This window comes from Rugamonas rubra, from assembly GCF_900114705.1.
GTDB classification, from domain to species: domain Bacteria; phylum Pseudomonadota; class Gammaproteobacteria; order Burkholderiales; family Burkholderiaceae_D; genus Rugamonas; species Rugamonas rubra.
In genome coordinates this window covers 157,613-175,323 of record NZ_FOTW01000016.1, presented here as the reverse complement: position 1 = coordinate 175,323, position 17,711 = coordinate 157,613, and the positions used below count along the sequence as shown (strand labels likewise).

Here is a 17,711-nt window from a genome sequence, read left to right as displayed (position 1 = left end):
CGTCTAGTTATCGCGACACTGTTTGTCGTGCATCATTTCAATGGAGAAAATTATGACTAGCAATGTCGGCGGCGTCGACCGCATCCTGCGCATCGTGCTGGGCCTGTGCCTGATCGGCGCGACCATCCTCGGCTTCATCGGCGCCTGGGGTTGGCTCGGCGTGGTGCCGCTGCTCACCGGCGTGTTCCGCTTCTGCCCGGCCTACCTGCCGTTCGGCATGCGCACCTGCGCCACCAAGAAGTAAGCGCAACATTCACCCACAGAACAAGGAATCACTATGGCCGCAACACTCGGCGGATACAAGGAACTGACGCAGTCCGTTTCCAAACAACTCAACACCTTGCGCACCGACCTGCCGGACGTCATGAAAGGCTTCGGCGACCTGGCCCGCGCGGCCACCCGCGACGGCGCCCTCAGCAAGAAAACCAAGGAGCTGATCGCCCTCTCCCTCGGCGTGGCGGTGCGCTGCGACGCCTGCATCGGCTTCCACGTGCAGGCCCTGGTCGGCCTGGGCACCACCAAGGCCGAGCTGGAAGAGGCGCTGGCGATGGCCGTCTACATGGGCGGCGGACCGTCGCTGATGTACTCGGCCAACGCGCTGGCCGCCTTCGACGAGTTCTCCGCCGGCGTAGAGTAAGCCTCCGCGACTTGGTAGCGGCAACACTGGTTTGGGATCTCGGCAATCGCGGCTAGAATGCTAAACATACTAGACATGAAATGAGCGCGACCATGAGAGCGCTACCGGAAGACGACATGCTTCAAGTAAGTGGTACTCTCGTCCGATTGCCAAGCGCCCGCTTTCAAGAGTGAGCGCTGCCTTCATTGACATGCTGATGGTCGTGTCAGCAATTCTGCTCGCAGCAATAGGGGGAGCAAGTTTTCTCAAAGGAATGCTCGCGGTATCAAGCTGGCTGCGCCTTCCAAAGCTGTTGGTTGCAACAACCATCGCCGCCTTTGCAACTTCCGGTCCGGAAATGGCCGTATCCAGCCTGGCGGCCATTGCAGGCAAGCCGGGTATCGGCCTGGGCGACGCGCTCGGCAGCAACGTGGTCAACCTTGGGCTGATCTTAGGCATAGCTCTGCTGTTCGGTCCAATGGCCATCTGTGTTGCCCAATGTCGGCGCGACTTCATGCTCGCTCTCATTGTCCCGCCACTCACGTTCATCCTCGCGCTGGACGGCATGCTGTCGCGCGTGGAAGGGATGCTGTTCCTGACGCTGTTCACCTTGTGGTTGATCCTGGTCGTAAAGCAAGCTATCGGTCATCGGCGGCACACGCCGGCAGATCCTGCTATCCAGAGCGGCATCGCGCGCGCGTGGATATTGCTGGTTGTTGGCATGGCCGCGCTGCTTGTCGCCGGAAAGTTGTTCGTCTCCGGCGCGTCCAGCATCGCCTTGGCAATGGGCTTGCATCCATACGTGATCGGGGCGACGGTGGTCGCAGTCGGCACCTCGATGCCGGAATTGGTAACAGTCGTACTTGCGCGATGGCGCGGCCACGACGATGTCGGTCTCGGCACGATACTGGGTAGCAACCTGTTTAACGGTCTTGCGGTGATTGGTGTTGCCGCAACCATCCATCCGATTGCTGTGCCGTTCGGCGAGGTGGCACCGGCCTTGGCATTCGGCGTGATCACGCTACTGCTGCTCTTTTCACGTCGAAGTACAATTTCCCCTTGGCGTGGAGCGTTGTTAATAGCTGCCTACAGTGCTTTTGTCCTCTTCACTGCAGCCGGCGCACTATAACCTGGAAGAAAAATGGCAAATATTCTTATCGGCCGTGATACCACTGGCGCACGCGAGCAACGCCCGTCCTGCGGCGCCGAGTTCGCAACAGGAATAGAGCGCCTCGTCGCCCTCCGTATTGATTTATGAACGCGCCAAGCCAAAATCAGCCTCAGGCCTGGCACGCGCTTGATCCGAACGCCGTCATCGCGCGCCTGGAGAGCGATCCGGGGACAGGACTAAGTTCGCAAGCGGTCGCACAACGCGCCATCGAGCACGGGCCGAATGCGCTGCCGGAGCCGGCCGCGCGTTCGCCATTTCTCCATTTCGCGCGCCAATTTCAAAGTCCATTGATCTATATCCTGTTCGTTGCCGCCGCGCTCGCCGGCTTCATGGGCCATTGGGCCGACGCCGCCGTTATTCTGGGCGTCGTGCTGGCCAACGCCTTGATCGGCACCTACCAGGAGGGGCGTGCCGAACGTTCGATGGCCGCCTTGCGCAAGCTCTCCACCTTGCAAGTGCGCGTGTTGCGCGACGGCACCGAACAGGCCGTGGCCGCGCATGACCTGGTCCCCGGGGACATGCTATTGCTGGCCGCTGGCGACGCCGTCGGCGCGGATGCGCGCCTGCTTGACGAAGCGTCGTTGGCCGTCGCCGAGGCGACGCTGACAGGGGAATCCGTCCCGGTGTCCAAGCACATAGCTGCCTTGCCGGAGGCGACCGGGCTTGCGGACCGTCGAAATATGGTGTTCTCCGGCACCTACGTGTCGGCCGGCCGGGCACGCGCCGTCGTCACGGCCACCGGCGTGCACACCGAAGTCGGCGGGATTGCGCGGATGACCGAAGGTGCCCGGGAACCCAGAACGCCGCTTGAGGTGCGCATCAGCCAATTCGGACGCTACCTGGTGTACGCCTCGATTGCGCTCTTCTTCGCGGTCGTGGCGCTGGGTCTGGCGCGCGGCCTTCCCTTTTTCGACGTCCTGATGGTCGCCATCAGCCAGATGGTGTCGGTGATCCCGGAGGGCCTGCCGGTGGCGATGACGATTGCGCTTGCCGTCGGCATGCAGCGTATGGCCAGCCGTGGAGCGATTATCCGGCGCCTCTCCGCGGTCGAAACGCTGGGCTCGATCACGGTCATCTGCAGTGACAAGACGGGCACCCTAACCCGCAACGAAATGACCGTCAGCACCCTCTGGTTGCCCGGCGGGCGCGAACTGGCGATCTCCGGCGTCGGCTATGCGCCACAAGGCGAGTTGAGCGGAGCGGTCGATGGCGCGGTGATGGCGCTGCTCGAGTCCGCCGTACTCTGCAACGACGCCGCGCTGGTGCCGCCCGAGGAAGAGCTCACGCAGTGGAGCGTGCTGGGCGACCCAACGGAGGCGGCGCTGCTGGTGGCCGCCGGCAAGGCCGGCATCGACATTGCCGCGCTTCGCCAGCAGCACCCCCGCACGGCGGAAATTCCGTTCGACTCCGATAGCAAGATGATGGCGACCTGCCACAGTCGTTTGTCTGGCAGCACCACCGTCTACATCAAGGGTGCCCCCGAGGCTGTGCTGCGACTGTGCCATAGGGACGGCAAAGCCGCGTTGCTGGCGGCGGCCAACGCCGCCGAGGACATGGCCGACCGCGCGCTGCGGGTTCTTGCGGTCGCACGCATCGATGACTTCGCCCTTGATGTGGGCGGCGGCTTCGACGAACTGGCCGGCCACGCCACGCTGCTCGGCCTGCTGGGCCAGATCGACCCACCGCGCGAGGAAGTCAAGGTAGCGGTGGCCGCGTGCCGTGCGGCGGGTGTCCGCCCGATCATGGTCACGGGAGACCACAAATTGACCGGATTGGCCATCGCGCGCGCCTTGGGCATTGCCCAGGGAGATGATCGCGGCGTCGATGGCGCCGAACTCGAACGGATGGGCGATGCCGAGTTGCTCGAAGGCCTGGACAACATCGCCGTGTTCGCGCGCGTGCACCCGGCCCAAAAGCTGCGCATTGTCGAAGCCTTGCAGTCCCGTGGCGACGTTGTCGCCATGACCGGGGACGGGGTCAACGACGCGCCGGCCTTGGCCCGCGCCGACGTCGGCGTAGCGATGGGAATCACAGGAACGGAAGTGGCGAAGAGCGCGGCCAAGATCGTAATCACCGATGACAACTTCGCCACCATTGTTGGCGCAATCGAGCAGGGCCGTGTCGTCTATGGCAACCTGAAAAAGGTGATTCTGTTCCTGTTCGTCACCTCCGTCGACGAAGTGCTCATCCTTCTACTGGCCTTGCTGGCCGGCTATCCGCTGCCCCTGGCGGCTGTGCAGATCCTCTGGATCAACATCGTTACCGAAAGCACCTTGACCATCAATCTGGTCATGGATCCGCCCGATGGCGACGAGATGCGCCGCCCGGCGGTGCCCCGGAACGACCGCCTGGTCGACCGCGCCATGCTGATGCGCATTGCCACACTGACGCCCATGGCGGTCGCTGCCACCTTCGGCTGGTACGTATGGCGCCAGTCCGGCGGGCTGCCTTACGAGCTGGTTCGGACCGAAACGTTTACCATCTTGGCGCTGTGCCAGTGGTTCAACGTGCTCAACTGCCAGTCCGCGACGCGGTCCGCGCTGCGCTTCGGCATCCTGCGCAATCGCTGGCTCGTCGGCGGCCTGGCGCTCAGCATCGTGCTGCAGGCTGCCGTTTTGTACTGGGCGCCGTTGAACCGTCTGTTTCATACGGTACCCATGCCCCTCGCCGACCTGCTTCCGCTGTTGGCTATCGCCAGCGGCGTCCTGTGGGTGGAGGAGCTTCGAAAATGGGTCGTTCGTTTGCGGCGGGGCTCGCCGAGCTAATACTCCCTTGCGGCCGATTTGCCGTCCGAACCCTGCCCCCAGTTCAACACCGCACTAGTTCAGGAATATTTCGCGGCGCAGACGCTGCATCTCGCGCTCGAGCCGGTCGGCCTGGCGGCCGGCATCTATGGCCATGCGCTCGGTGTGGTTGATGGCGTCGATCAGGTCGCGCCGGTCCAGCTCGCGGCGTCGGTCCTGCCGCTTGGTGTCGTCGTTGACGACGCGGTCCTTGCGCTCCAGCTCGGCGCGGATCTCCCGCTCCAGGCGGCCCAGCCGGCGCTGCAAGTCGTCCAGGCGGCCGTGCAACTCGTTGGCGTCCGCGGCGGCGCGGGCGTGGCGGGCGGCCGCGTTGTTGTAGTCCTGGCCGCTGGCGTAGGCGTGTTTCAGGCGGTCGCGCAGCGGCCCCTGGCACACCTCGACGGCCATGCCGCTGTTGGCGCGGCCGAACTCGAAGGCGTTTTCCACCGTGCAGTAGCGCGCGTTCTGCGCGTCCCAGGCCTCGGTGTACAACGCGCGGCTGCGGCCGATGACGAACACGCCGTTGCGCGCCGCGTTGGCGATGCGCTCCTCCAGCTGGAAAGGCTTGCCGTAGCCGTCGTCGGTGCCGGCCTGGCGCCAGTAGACGGCCAGCCGCTCCTCCCACGCCGCGCGGTAGTCGGACTCGAGGATCTTCAGGCCCTTTTGCTTGGCCTCGGCGCGGCGCATGCCGAATTCCTTGCCGGACACGGCGTCCTGCGTTCCCAGATTCCGCCAGTAATTGACCAGTTCGGCGTTCCAGGCGCCGCGATAGGCGTCCTCCAGCACCTGCACGCCGGCGCCGCGGGCCTTGGCGGCGCGTCCCTTGAGTTCGCTGTCCGGCAGGCCGTTGCGGGCGTCGCTGAAACCGGCGTCCTGCCAGAAGGTGCGGTTGCCGGTTTGCCAGCCGGACGCATAGCTGGGCTCGTCGAAGCGGATCTGCTTGTCCTGGGCGATGTTGCGGGCCTTGTCCGTCTGGCTGCTCAGCGGCAGGCCGGCGGTGCCGTCGCGCTTGCCCAGGCCGTTCCAGTATTCGCCGTTGCCGATGTTCCAGCCGGACTCGTAGGCCGGACGGTTGAGCGGCGTGTTGTTCTTGCGTACCTCGTCGCTGGCCAGGCGCGCCTCGAACTGGCTGACCGGCAAGGCCAGGCGGCCGTCGGCCACGCCCCGGCCGGACCAGAAGTCCCAGTTGCCCTGTACCCAGCCGGACAGGTAGTTGCCGGCCGAGTCGGTCTTGGCCTTGTCGGTCTCGTAGTCGGCGCAGAAGTCCTTGCGCTCGGCGAAATTCTGGTTCTCGCCGGCCGCGCCGTCCTTGTGGCCGATCATGTTCCAGTCGCCCACCTTGCAGTCGGCGATGCGCTGCATCGTGGTCTGGCAACCGGCCAGCAGCAGCGGCAACAACAGCGCCAGGGTTTTGAGAAAACGTGGGTTCAAAGTCATGGTTCGGCCGTGGTCGTTGTTGGTGTTTCGTTATCGAAATGCGATTATAGTGCAGGCCGCTGTCCCAAGGTCGGCTGCGGCGCCGGTCTTTGCTCAGGCCGCCGGCCTTGGCGCCGCCGTGCCGGCGAACACCACCGTCACCAGCAGGCCGCCTTCGTCACGGTTACACAGTTGGATGCGGCCGTGGTTGCGCCGCGCCGCGCGGTCGGCGATGGCCAGGCCGAGGCCGCTGCCGGGCTGGTCCTGGTCCGGCAGGCGGTAGAAGCGTTCGAACACCTTGCGCTGCAAGCCGGCCGGAATGCCCGGTCCCTGGTCGGCCACGCTCAGTTCGACCAGGCCCGGCGCCACCGTCAGCGTGACGCCGACGCGGCCGCCGTCGGGCGAATACTTGACGGCGTTGCTGACCAGGTTGTCGAGCAGCGCGGCCATGCTTTCGCGGTGCAACGGCAGCGCGCAGGCCTGCGGCGCCTGCAGTTCGATCTCGACGGCGCGGGGGCGGGCGATCTGTCCGGCCAGGGCCAGCCGGTCGCAGACCAGCTCGACCAGGTCGTGGCGCTGCAGCGGCGCATGGTCGCGGTCGGCGCCGGAGCGGGCCAGCGCGAGCAACTGGTGCACCGTGTGGCTGGCGCGCAGCACGCCCTGGTGCAGCCCGGCGCTGGCCTCCTGCAAGCGCTGCGGCGTGCGCGAGTTGCCCAGCGATTCGGCGTTGATCTGGATGATGGACAGCGGCGTCTTCAGCTCGTGGGCGGCGTCGACCAGGAACTCCTGCTCGCGCTCCAGGCGCTCGCTCAAGCGCTCCATCAAGCTGTTGACCGAGCCGACCAGCGGCGCCAGCTCCTGATAGGGCGACGGCGCCAGCGGCGTCAGGTCGGTGGCCGAACGCTCCTCGATCTGGCCGACGATGGTTTTCAAGGGCCGCAGGCCGACGCGGATGATGAACCAGGCCGGCAGCAGCAGGAACGGCAGGCTGAACAGCAGCGGCGCGAAGTAGTAGCCGATGCTGGCCGTTTGCAGCATCCACTCGCCGATCACCTCGGTGGCCATGCGCACCGTCGCGCCGCTGGCGGCGTCGCTCTCGACCGACACCACCCAGCCGTCCTTGAGCGGCTGGCCCTGCGGCCCGGCGCCGGCCAAGGTGGGCGGCAGGCCGGCCTCGTCGCTGCTGTAAATCAGCGCGCCGTCCTTCCACACCTGGGTCTGCAAGGCCGGGACGTACCAGCCCAGCTCGGTGTACAGCGCGTAGTGCAGCTTTTCCATCTTGCGCACCAGCGGCACGATCTGCTCCGGGCTGTGCTGGCCGACGGTCTGCATCAGCACCAGGATGCGCAGCGCGCTGGCGCGCAGCTCGCGCTGCATGTCGCGCTTTTTGGCGGTGCGCGTCTCGTAGACGTCGAGCGCCAGGTTGCACAGCCAGATCGCCAGCACCACCGCAGTGAAACCGAGCATCAGGCGGCGGAACAGCGAGCGCTGCGGCAGGCCCTTCATTTGTCGACCACGTAGCCGACCCCGCGCACGGTGCGGATATAGCCCTCGCCGATCTTTTGCCGCAGGTGCGACATGTGCACGTCCAGCGCCGCGCCCTCGCTGTGCGGCAGCGCGCGCGACTCCAGCTCGCGCCGGGTCAGCACGCGGTCGGGGTAGCGCATCAGCGCGTGCAGCAGGGCGAACTCGGTCTTTGACAGCAGCACCGTGGCGCCGGCGCGGGTCAGCACCATGCGGCGGTCGTCCAGCACCAGGTCCTTGATCTTCCACACCGGCTCGCCCGCCTCGCCCCAGCCGGTGGCGCGGCGCACCACCGCGCGCAGCCTCGCCAGCAGCTCGCTGACGACGAAGGGCTTGACCAGGTAGTCGTCGGCGCCACGGTCGAGGCCGTTTAGGCGGTCCTCCAGGCTGTCGCGCGCGGTGATGACGACGATGGGCAGGGTCTGGCCCTCGGCGCGCAGGTGGCGCAGCAGCTCAATGCCGTTGCCGTCGGGCAGGCCGAGGTCGAGCACCACGGCGTCGAACGGGTCGCTGGCGATCCAGCGCCGCGCGTCGGCCTCGCGGCGCACCCACATCACCTCCTGGCCGGCGTCCTGCAACGCCGATTGCAGCGCCCGTCCCAGTTCCAGGTCGTCCTCGACCAGGCAAATCTTCATGTCAGTGCGACCTCGTGTTCTTGTGTGGTGTTGTCTGCGGTACTGCTGCGGTACCTGTTCGCCCGGCGGAGCCGCCATGAACGCATCTTCTTGGCGCCTTGTCAACGGCGTAAACGCGACAGGCTTTAGCCAACCTTAAGATTTCGTTTGTTTACCATTAAGAAAGAAGATGGACAATCGTCGCCACGGTCAATAGCAGACAACCGGCCCGCCAGAGGCCACAACGAGGAGACGAGATGGACGCAGTTTTTGCAGGGATGAGGACGAGGCGCAAAGCCGGCGCGCCGCCGCGCGCCCTGCCGGCGCGCCGCGTGCTGGCCATCGACGCCATGCGCGGCCTGACCATCCTGGTGATGATCTTCGTCAACGCGCTGGCCGGCGTGCGCGGCATGCCGGCCTGGCTGGAGCACGCCCCCGCCGAGCTCGACGGCATGACCTTCCCCGACGTGGTCTTCCCCGCCTTCCTGTTCATCGTCGGCATGTCGATCCCCTTCGCCGTGGCGCAGCGGCAAGCCGCCGGCGACGGCGCCTGGCGCCTGCAAGGCCACATGCTGGCGCGCGCCGCCGGACTGCTGGCGCTGGGCGTGTTCATGGTCAACGCCGAGGCCGGCTACAACGAGGCGGCGATGGGCTTCTCGATCCACCTGTGGAGCCTGCTGTTCTACACCGCCGCCATCCTGCTGTGGAACGTCTACCGCTTCGACAATCCCCTGTGGGGCAAGGCGCTGCGTCTTGCCGGCCTGGCGCTGTTGCTGTGGCTGGCCCTGGCCTACCGCGCCGGGCCGGACGGCAAGGAGCGGCTGGCGCCGCAATGGTGGGGCATCCTCGGCCTGATCGGCTGGGCCTATCTGTACGCCAGCCTGTGCCACACGCTGGCGCGCGGGCGCCTGCTGCCGCTGCTGGGCGCGCTGGCCGCCTGCGTCGCGCTGTACTGTTTGACTCGGGGCCACGCCGAGGCGACAGCGCCGCTGGCGCGCCTGTTGGCCGGCCAGGCGGAAAACGCCATCCACACCGCCATCGCGCTGGCCGGCGTGTGCACCAGCCTGCTGTTCTTCGAGCGCCTGGACGGCAACGCCGGCGCGCGCCGCTACGCGCTGGCCGCCGCGCTGGCCTTGGGCCTGGCCGGCGCCGCCTGGCTGCTGCGGCCGTATTTCGGCATCTCGAAGATCCACGCCACGCCGAGTTGGGCCTTGTACAGCGCGGCGATCTGCATTCTGCTGTTCGGTCTGCTGTACTGGCTCATCGACCTGCGCCAGCTGAGCGGCTGGACCGGTTTCTTGCGCCCGGCGGCGGCCAATCCCCTGCTCGCCTACATCATTCCCTACATCGTCTACGCGCTGCTGCAAACCCTGCATATCGGCCTGCCCAGCGTGCTAGACGCCGGCCTGCCGGGATTGTTGTGGTCGCTCGCCTACGCCGTCGCCGTGCTCTACGTAGTGCGCGGCCTGAACCGCCTGCAGATCCGCTTGCAACTGTAGCGCGCCCCTTTCCTCCAACCTGATTTGTTTTCAACTATGCAAGCATCAACAGCAAGCAAGACCCGCATCTCCTCCATCGACGCGCTGCGCGGCCTGACCGTCGCCGCCATGCTGGTCGTAAACGACGCCGGCGACTGGGGCCACGTCTATACCTGGCTGGAGCACGCCGAGTGGCACGGCTGCACCCCGGCCGACTTCATCTTCCCCTTCTTCCTGCTGATCGTCGGCATCTCGATCGAGCTGGCGGTGGGCCGGCCGCTGGACGCCGGCGCCGCGCCGGGACCGCTGGCGCGCGCCGTGTTGGTGCGCGGCGGGCGCATCGTACTGCTCGGCCTGGCCCTGCACTTGGCGGCCACGTTGTTGCTGGATGGACGCGGCTTCCGCCTGATGGGCGTGCTGCAAAGGATAGGTATCTGTTTCGGCGCCGCCGGCCTGGCGGCGATCTACCTGCGTGATGCGCGCCGCCAGTGGGCCACCTTCAGCGCCATCCTGCTCGGCTACTGGGCGCTGCTGGCCTGGGGCGGCCCGCTGCTGCCCGGGCTGAACCTGGCCGACCGCGTCGACACCGCCCTGCTCGGCCGTCTGGCCTACCAATACGACGCCAGCAGCGGGCTGGCGCACGATCCCGAGGGCGTCTTGTCGACCCTGCCGGCGCTGGCCACCGTGCTGTTGGGCGTGCGCGCCGGCGCCTGGTTGCGCAGCGGCCAGATGGGAAAACTGTTGTTGGCCGGGGCGGGCGCGCTGGCACTGGGCGCCGCCTGGTCGCTGCTGCTGCCTTTCAACAAGCAGCTGTGGACCTCGTCCTTCGTGCTGTGGACGGGTGGTTTCGGCCTGCTCGCGGTGGTGGCGGCGCACTGGCTGATCGACCAGCGCGGCTGGCCGGCGCTGGGCCGCAGCCTGGGCGTCAACGCCATCGCCGCCTATGCCGGCTCGTGGCTGGCGACCTGCCTGCTCGAGGGCAGCGGACTGATGACGCCGCTGTACCGGGCGCTGTTCGCTCCGTTGACGCCGCTCGCCGGCCCCTTCCTGCCCTCGCTGTTGTTCGCCTTGGTGTTCACCGGCGCGTTCTGGCTGCTGATGCGCTGGTTCGCCGCGCGCGGCTGGCGCATCGTTGTTTAGTGGCGGTGGCGGTGGTGGATGTCGGGGAAGTGGGCGTGGCTGTGCGTCAACGGCAGGTGTTGGTGCGGATGGCTGTGCGGCCGCCCTATTCGCCGGGCAGCGGCGCCGGCAGCTCGAAGCGGGCGCCGTGCAGCTGCCAGTAGTGGCGGAAGGCGGCGCGGATGTTGTCGCGCAGGACGCGGTTGTCCCAGGGCTTGGTGTAGAAGCGGTACAGCGAGCCCCGGTTGATCGCCCCCATGATCGCGGCGATGTCGGTGTGGCCCGACAGGACGATGCGGAAGGTGTCCGGATACATGTCCTTGGCCTTGTCGAGGAAGTCGTTGCCGCTCATGTCGGGCATGCGCTGGTCGCACAGAATCAGGTGCACCGGGTGTTGCGCAAGCAGGGCGAAGCCGTCGGCCGCGCTGCCGGCCGTCAGCACCCGGTAGCCGTCGCCGCGCAGCAGGCGCTGCAGCGACAGCAGGATGTCGGCATCGTCGTCGACCACCAGCAGGGTCGGCGCCGGGGGCGCGGACATGCCGTCCGGCAGCGGCATGCGGCGCTGGTCGTGCAGCAGCTCGGCGAATTGCGCCGCCGGCAGCGGCTTGCTGAAGTAGTAGCCCTGGATGTAGTCGCAATGGTGGCGCGCCAGAAAGCCCAGCTGGGCCGCCGTCTCGACGCCCTCGGCCACCACGCTCAGGCCCAGGCTGTGCGCCATGCCGATGATGGCCAGGACGATGGCGGCGTCGCCGGCGTCGCTGGTGACTTCGCGGATGAAGGCGATGTCGATCTTCAATGTGTCGATCGGAAAACGTTTCAGGTACGCCAGGCTGGAATAGCCGGTGCCGAAGTCGTCGATCGAGATGCGCACGCCGCCGGCCTTGAGCCGCCGCATGGTCGCGATGGCCGCCTCCGCGTCGCTCATCAGCGACCCCTCGGTCAGCTCCAGCTCGAGCAGGTCGGGGTCGATGCCGCTGTCGGCCAGCGCGTTGGCCACCACCGCCTCCAGCTCGCCGCTGGCGAACTGGCGGCTGGCCACGTTGACGGCCACCCGCACCGCCCCCAGGCCCTGCCGGTCCCACGCGGCGATCTGGTGGCAGGCGGTGAAGATGATCCAGGCGCCCAGCGGCACGATCAGGCCGGTTTCCTCCAGCAAGGGGATGAAGCCGGCCGGCGCCACCATGCCGTGGCCCGGCCGGTTCCAGCGCAACAGCGCCTCGGCGCCGCCGACGCGGCCGTCGCCGACGCTGGCCTTGGGCTGGTAGTGCAACTCGAATTGCCGCAGCTCGATGGCGCGGCGCAGCCCGGTCTCCAGTTCCAGCCGGTGCTGGGCCCGCTCGTTCATGCCGCTGGTGAAGAAGCAGCAGGCGTCGCGGCCGCCCTCCTTGGCCCGGCTCAGCGCCGTGTCGGCGTAGCGCAACATGGTGTCGGCGTCGTCGGCGTCGGCTGGGAAGCTCGCCACGCCGATGCTGACGCTGAGATTCACCTCGCGCCCGGCCAGCGCGAACGGCGCGCGCAGCGCCTGGCGCACCCGCGCCGCCAGCGCCACCGCGTCCGAGGCGTCGTCGCCGTCGCCGCCGCCGGCCAGGATCAAGCCGAACTCGTCGCCGCCCAGGCGGCCCAGCGTGGCCCGTTCGCCCCGGCAGGCGGCCAGCCGCAGCGCCAGTTGGCACAGCAGCTCGTCGCCGCAGGCGTGGCCCAGCGGATCGTTGATTTGTTTGAAGTGGTCCAGGTCGAGCATCAGCACGTCCAGCGGAGCGGCCCGGCTGCGCGCCAGCTCCAGCGCCTCGCCAAGCAGGCGGCGGAACTGGCTGCGGTTGGGCAGCCCGGTCAGCGGGTCGAAATGGGCCAGCTGCTCGCCGTAGTCGCGGCTGGCCTTGTACAGCAGCCTGACCTCGACCAGGTTGTGGATGCGCGTCAGCACCTCCATGCGGTCGAAGGGCTTGCTGACGAAGTCGCGCGCGCCGGCGTTGAGCGCCCGCAGCTTGTGGTCGGGCGCGGCGGTGACCACCAGCACCGGCAGATAGCCCAATGGATTGAGCGCCTTGAGCCCGGCCAGCACCTCGAAGCCGTCCATGTGCGGCATGTTCATGTCGAGCAGAATCAGGTCGAATTGCTCGGCTTGGTGGCGCGCCACCACGCGGCGCGAATCGAGCTCGGTATGCACGTTGCTGTAGCCGGCCCGCAACAGGATGTGTTCGAGCAGCTTGGTGTTGATTTCCTGGTCGTCGACGATCAGGAGCTTGGCGGCGAAAATACTGGACTGACTAATCATCTGCTCTCCGGCAATGGCTGGCGCGGCGCAGTCGCGCCCCCCCGGCGCGCGCCACTGCATGCCCGCTGCTATGGTCAATGTACACCAGTTGTGCTGCTTCAAAGAATGTTTTGGCGGGTCAGGCCGTGGTGCGGCCGCCACGCGGGCGGCGCCGATTGGCTATAATCGCTGGCGCCGCTTCAGGCCATATCCACAGGAAACGATACGACGATGCCCACCACCCCGCTGTCCGCCGCCCGCCTGGGCGCCCTGCTCTTGCTCACCACCGCCTGCGGCGCCGCGCTGGCCGATTCCGCCGACCTGTTCCACACCATAGAGGCCCAGCCAATGTCGCAGGTCTGGCTCAACGCCGGCTTCTATTCCTACCATTTCCAACGCGACAAGAACCTGAACGACAGCAACCCCGGCATCGGCGTCGAATACCGCTTCTCCAGCGTCGCCTCGGCCACCGCCGGCCGCTTCTACAACAGCGACCGCGCCTACTCGAACTACGCCGGGGTCTACTACCAGCCGGTCGCCGTCGGCCCGGTGCGGCTGGGCGTGGTGGCGGGCGCCTTCAGCGGCTATCCGAAGATGCGCGACGGCGGCTGGTTCCCCGCCGTGGTGCCGATGCTCAGCTTCGAGTACCAGCGGGTCGGCGTGAACGTGGCGCTGGTTCCGAGCTACAAGGACCGGCTGTACGGCGCCCTGTCGATACAGTTCAAGGTGAAGGCCTGGGAGTAGGCTTGGAGAATCCTAGTGCCTGGCCTTGGCCGAGCTGGCCACCTGGTCGAGCACGTGGCGCGGCACCGCCGCGTAGTGCTTGAACTCCATCGTGTAGGTGGCGCGGCCCTGGCTGAGCGAACGCAGCGTGGTCGAATAGCCGAACATCTCGGCCAGCGGCACCAGCGCGCGGATGATCTTGCCGCCGCCGCCGGGAATCTCGTCCATGCCCTGCACCATGCCGCGGCGCGCCGTCAGGTCGCCCATGGCGTTGCCCATGAACTCCTCCGGCGTTTCCACCTCGACCTGCATCATCGGCTCGAGCAACACCGGGTCGGCGCGCCGCATGCCGTCCTTGAAGGCGATCGAACCGGCCATGCGGAAGGCGTTCTCGTTCGAGTCGACGTCGTGGTAGGAGCCGAAGGTCAGCGTCACCTTGACATCGACCACCGGGTAGCCGGCCAACACGCCGCTGCGCAGCGTCTCCTGGACGCCCTTGTCGACCGCCGGGATGAACTCGCGCGGCACCACGCCGCCCTTGACGGCGTCGACGAACAGATAGCCCTTGCCCGGCTCCATCGGCTCCAGGGTCAGCACGACGTGGCCGTACTGGCCGCGCCCGCCCGACTGTTTGACGAACTTGCCCTCGACCTCGCTGACGCTGCGCTGTATCGTCTCGCGGTAGGCCACCTGCGGCTTGCCCACCGTCGCCTCGACGCCGAACTCGCGGCGCATGCGGTCGACCAGGATCTCCAGGTGCAGCTCGCCCATGCCGGACATGATGGTCTGGCCCGACTCGTCGTCGGTGTGGACGCGGAACGAGGGGTCCTCCTGCGCCAGCCGGTTCAGCGCGATGCCCATCTTCTCCTGGTCGACCTTGGTCTTCGGCTCGACCGCCTGCGAGATCACCGGCTCGGGGAAGATCATTTTTTCCAGCACGATGATGTGGTCGGGCGAGCACAGCGTGTCGCCGGTGGTGACCGCCTTCAGGCCGACCGCCGCCGCGATGTCGCCGGCGTAGACCTCCTTGATCTCCTTGCGCTCGTTGGCGTGCATCTGCAGGATGCGGCCGAGCCGCTCGCGCTGGCTCTTGGTCGGGTTGTACACCGTGTCGCCCGAGTTGACCACGCCGGAATACACGCGGAAGAAGGTCAGCTGGCCGACGAAGGGGTCGGTCATGATCTTGAAGGCCAGCGCCGAGAACGGATCGGCGTCGTCCGGGTGGCGCTCGATCTCGCGGTCCTGCTCGTCGTGGCCGGCGATGGCCGGCACGTCCAGCGGCGACGGCAGGTAGTCGATCACCGCGTCGAGCATGGCCTGCACGCCACGGTTCTTGAAGGCGCTGCCGGCCAGCATCGGCACGATCTCGTTGCGGATGGTGCGCGCGCGCAGGCCGGCCTTGATCTCGGCCTCGCTCAGCGCTTCGCCGTTGAGGTATTTCTCGGTCAGCTCGGGGCTGGCGTCGGCGGCCGCCTCGACCATCTTGTCGTGCCACTCCTGCGCCAGCGCGACCAGGTGGGCGGGTATCGGCTCGTAGCTGAACTTGACGCCCAGGCTGGCGTCGTCCCAGTTGATGGCGCGCATCTTGACCAAGTCGACCACGCCGTGGAAGTCGTCCTCGGCGCCCAGCGGGATCTGGATCGGCACGGCGACGCCCTTCAGGCGGTCGGCGATCTGCTGGCGCACACGGAAGAAGTCGGCGCCGACCCGGTCCATCTTGTTGATGAAGGCCAGACGCGGCACGGCGTACTTGTTCGCCTGGCGCCACACCGTCTCCGACTGCGGCTGCACGCCGCCGACGGCGTCGTAGACCATCACCGCCCCGTCGAGCACGCGCATGGAGCGCTCCACCTCGATGGTGAAGTCGACGTGGCCCGGCGTGTCGATGATGTTGATGCGGTGCTCGGGATAGTTGCCGGCCATGCCCTTCCAGAAGGCGGTGGTGGCGGCCGAGGTGATGGTGATGCCGCGCTCCTGCTCCTGCTCCATCCAGTCCATGGTGGCGGCGCCGTTGTGCACCTCGCCAATCTTGTGGTTGACCCCGGTGTAGAACAGGATGCGCTCGGTGGTGGTGGTTTTGCCGGCGTCGATGTGGGCGCTGATGCCGATGTTGCGGTAGCGTTCGATAGGTGTCTTGCGGGTCATCACAATCTCCTTGGACGGCGGCCGTCGACGACGGCAGGTCGTGCCTAAATTCTAACAGTAAAGGAAAACTCAGGTATGCCGCACATGCGCGATTTCAAGGCTGGGGACGACAAGTTATGGCGTGCGCCGGGTTTTTCTTCTAGTCAATATACTGTGCCGCAGTGTATAAGTGACACGCCATGTCTCCCGAACTCTAAGACCCAATGAAAACCAACCTTCGCCCCACCGCATTCGCCTCTACCCGCCGCCTTCCCGTCGCCGTTCCCGTCCTGCTGGCCAGCCTGTGCCTGGCGGCCGCCCCCGGCCACGCCTCCGAGCTGAGCCTGCGCCTTGAGCGCTGCTCGGTGCTGGGCGACGCCAGCGCCCGCCTGGCCTGTTATGACGCGCTAGCCAAGGCCGCGCCGGACGGCGCCGTCGCCATCATCAACGCCGTCGCCGAGGCGCCGGCCGCCACCCAGCCGGCGCCGCCGGCGCCGCCGCGGCCGTTGCCGGCCGCCGTGGTCGCCGTCACCACCATCCCGCCCGAGGCGTCGATCTCGCGCATGGTGCAGTGGTGGGAGCTGGACCAGCCGTCCAAGCGCGGCGTGTTCAATTTCCGCCCGCACCGCGACAACTACCTGGTGCTGGCCAACTACAGCACCAGCTCGAACGACGGCCCGTTCAAGGACTTCACCCCGGCCGGCATCGAGTCGCAGCACACCGAGTTGACCTACCAGATCAGTTTCAAGATGAAGATGATCGAACAAGTGCTGAGCACGCCGGTCGACCTGTGGTTCGGCTACACCCAGCAGAGCTACTGGCAGGCCTACAACCGGGCCGCCTCCAGCCCATTCCGCGAGACCAACTACCAGCCCGAGCTGATGCTGACCACGCCGCTGGCCATCAAGCTGCCCGGCCTGGACATCCGCTACGCCGCGCTGGGCGCGGTGCACCAGTCGAACGGCCAGACCTCGAGCTTATCGCGCAGCTGGAACCGGGTGTATGCGGAGGTGGGCGCCGAGCACGGCGATTTGGCGCTGGCCTTGCGGATTTGGAAGCGGCTGGACAACACCAAGTCGAACAACGACAACGTCGACATCGTCGACTACATGGGCCACGGCGACCTGCGCGCCACCTACCGCTTCGACGGCCACGAGCTGTCGGTGACGGGCCGGCGCAACTTCCAGAAGCGCCACGGCTCGCTGCAGTTCGGCTGGGCCTTCCCGATGACGGCCAATTTGAAGGGCTACCTGCAGGCCTTCACCGGCTACGGCCAGAGCCTGATCGACTACAACTATTCGCAAAAATCGCTGGGCGCGGGTTTCCTGATCGATTTCTAAGTGAGATGGCGGCCACGGCCGCCAGCGGCGGCTCGCCGGCTGACCTATCGTCCCGGCGTGCCGCGCAGAATGCGCGCCGGCAGCATGACTATGGCGCGCAGCAGTTCGAACACCGCGTCGACGCCTATCCCGAGCAGCCTGAACGGCAGCAACAACAGCCACAGCAGCGGATACAGCAGCAGGGCCAGCAAGGCCAGCGGCCAGCACAGGAACAACAGAACCAACCACAACACAAAGCTCAGCATGGGATGCTCCAGAATCAGGTGAGGCGATATCGACAGCGTCACTGTAGGGCCGCGCGCGCGGAGCGGCAAGCGGCATGCGACCAACTGCGCGTGGCGGCGACTAACGGTGGAATCCGGGGCATGAGGGGGCATACGGCCAAGGCGCCAGCGGCTCCAAAACCACCCGCAGGCACAAAGCCGGGGTCAGTGCCGACATTCGGACACGACCTCAACCATATCCCTAGCCACCGAAGCTCTTTATTGCTGAGTTTGTGTCCGAATGTCGGCACTGACCCCGGTGGCTGCTGACCCCGGTGGCTGACCC

14 protein-coding genes are annotated in these 17,711 nt (G+C 66.9%); 8 read left to right on the top strand and 6 right to left on the bottom strand.

The genetic code is table 11. The features are described from left to right. Positions 1–52 precede the first annotated feature (52 nt). From BM252_RS17615 to BM252_RS17600, 4 genes are all read left to right on the top strand, one after another. The gene (locus BM252_RS17615; protein WP_093388969.1) at positions 53–244 is read left to right on the top strand and encodes a YgaP family membrane protein; all 192 of its coding nucleotides are present in this window, start codon (positions 53–55) and stop codon (positions 242–244) included. A gap of 33 nt (positions 245–277) precedes the next feature. After that, complete coding sequence (locus BM252_RS17610; RefSeq protein WP_093388968.1) at positions 278–637, top strand: carboxymuconolactone decarboxylase family protein; 360 nt, start codon at positions 278–280, stop codon at positions 635–637. Positions 638–806: 169 nt separating this feature from the next. Next, entirely contained in the window at positions 807–1,745 is a 939-nt protein-coding gene (locus tag BM252_RS17605; protein WP_093388967.1) for a sodium:calcium antiporter, read from the top strand. A gap of 125 nt (positions 1,746–1,870) precedes the next feature. Then, positions 1,871–4,552: a cation-translocating P-type ATPase gene (locus BM252_RS17600; RefSeq protein WP_093388966.1), complete on the top strand. Its 2,682-nt coding sequence runs from the start codon at positions 1,871–1,873 to the stop codon at positions 4,550–4,552. Positions 4,553–4,606: 54 nt separating this feature from the next. On the opposite strand, the gene BM252_RS17595 is transcribed toward BM252_RS17600, so the two are convergent. The 3 genes from BM252_RS17595 to BM252_RS17585 form a co-directional block, all read right to left on the bottom strand. Next, positions 4,607–6,007, bottom strand: coding sequence for a DUF2799 domain-containing protein (locus BM252_RS17595; protein ID WP_093388965.1), 1,401 nt, complete (start codon positions 6,005–6,007; stop codon positions 4,607–4,609). A 93-nt stretch (positions 6,008–6,100) separates the two neighbouring features. Further along, on the bottom strand, positions 6,101–7,492 hold the full coding sequence (locus BM252_RS17590; protein WP_093388964.1) for an ATP-binding protein: 1,392 nt from the start codon (positions 7,490–7,492) through the stop codon (positions 6,101–6,103). Then, positions 7,489–8,145, bottom strand: coding sequence for a response regulator transcription factor (locus tag BM252_RS17585; RefSeq protein WP_093388963.1), 657 nt, complete (start codon positions 8,143–8,145; stop codon positions 7,489–7,491). Before BM252_RS17585 ends, BM252_RS17590 begins: the two co-directional genes overlap by 4 nt. A 236-nt stretch (positions 8,146–8,381) precedes the next feature. On the opposite strand from BM252_RS17585, the gene BM252_RS17580 reads away from it, so the two are divergent. Together BM252_RS17580 and BM252_RS17575 are read left to right on the top strand one after the other, a co-directional pair. Next, positions 8,382–9,623 (top strand): DUF5009 domain-containing protein, encoded by a 1,242-nt coding sequence (locus BM252_RS17580; protein ID WP_093388962.1) that lies wholly within the window; start codon positions 8,382–8,384, stop codon positions 9,621–9,623. A gap of 36 nt (positions 9,624–9,659) precedes the next feature. Next, a complete protein-coding gene (locus BM252_RS17575) occupies positions 9,660–10,742 on the top strand; it encodes an acyltransferase family protein (protein WP_093388961.1) in 1,083 nt (360 codons plus the stop codon). Between the two features lie 85 nt (positions 10,743–10,827). Here BM252_RS17575 and BM252_RS17570 read toward each other — a convergent pair whose 3' ends face one another. Continuing rightward, positions 10,828–12,996: an EAL domain-containing protein gene (locus BM252_RS17570; RefSeq protein ID WP_093388960.1), complete on the bottom strand. Its 2,169-nt coding sequence runs from the start codon at positions 12,994–12,996 to the stop codon at positions 10,828–10,830. Between the two features lie 210 nt (positions 12,997–13,206). Between BM252_RS17570 and BM252_RS17565 the strand changes: the two genes are divergently transcribed. Then, positions 13,207–13,719, top strand: coding sequence for a hypothetical protein (locus BM252_RS17565; protein ID WP_093388959.1), 513 nt, complete (start codon positions 13,207–13,209; stop codon positions 13,717–13,719). A gap of 12 nt (positions 13,720–13,731) precedes the next feature. Here the strand turns inward: BM252_RS17565 and fusA are convergent, their stop codons facing one another. Next, complete coding sequence (gene fusA, locus BM252_RS17560) at positions 13,732–15,843, bottom strand: elongation factor G (protein ID WP_093388958.1); 2,112 nt, start codon at positions 15,841–15,843, stop codon at positions 13,732–13,734. A gap of 203 nt (positions 15,844–16,046) precedes the next feature. Here fusA and BM252_RS17555 point away from each other — a divergent pair, with 203 nt between their 5' ends. After that, entirely contained in the window at positions 16,047–17,162 is a 1,116-nt protein-coding gene (locus BM252_RS17555; RefSeq protein ID WP_093388957.1) for a phospholipase A, read from the top strand. 44 nt (positions 17,163–17,206) lie between these two features. On the opposite strand, the gene BM252_RS17550 is transcribed toward BM252_RS17555, so the two are convergent. Then, positions 17,207–17,407 carry a hypothetical protein gene (locus BM252_RS17550; RefSeq protein WP_093388956.1) on the bottom strand — a complete coding sequence of 67 codons (201 nt, stop codon included), beginning with the start codon at positions 17,405–17,407 and terminating at the stop codon, positions 17,207–17,209. Positions 17,408–17,711: the final 304 nt, after the last annotated feature.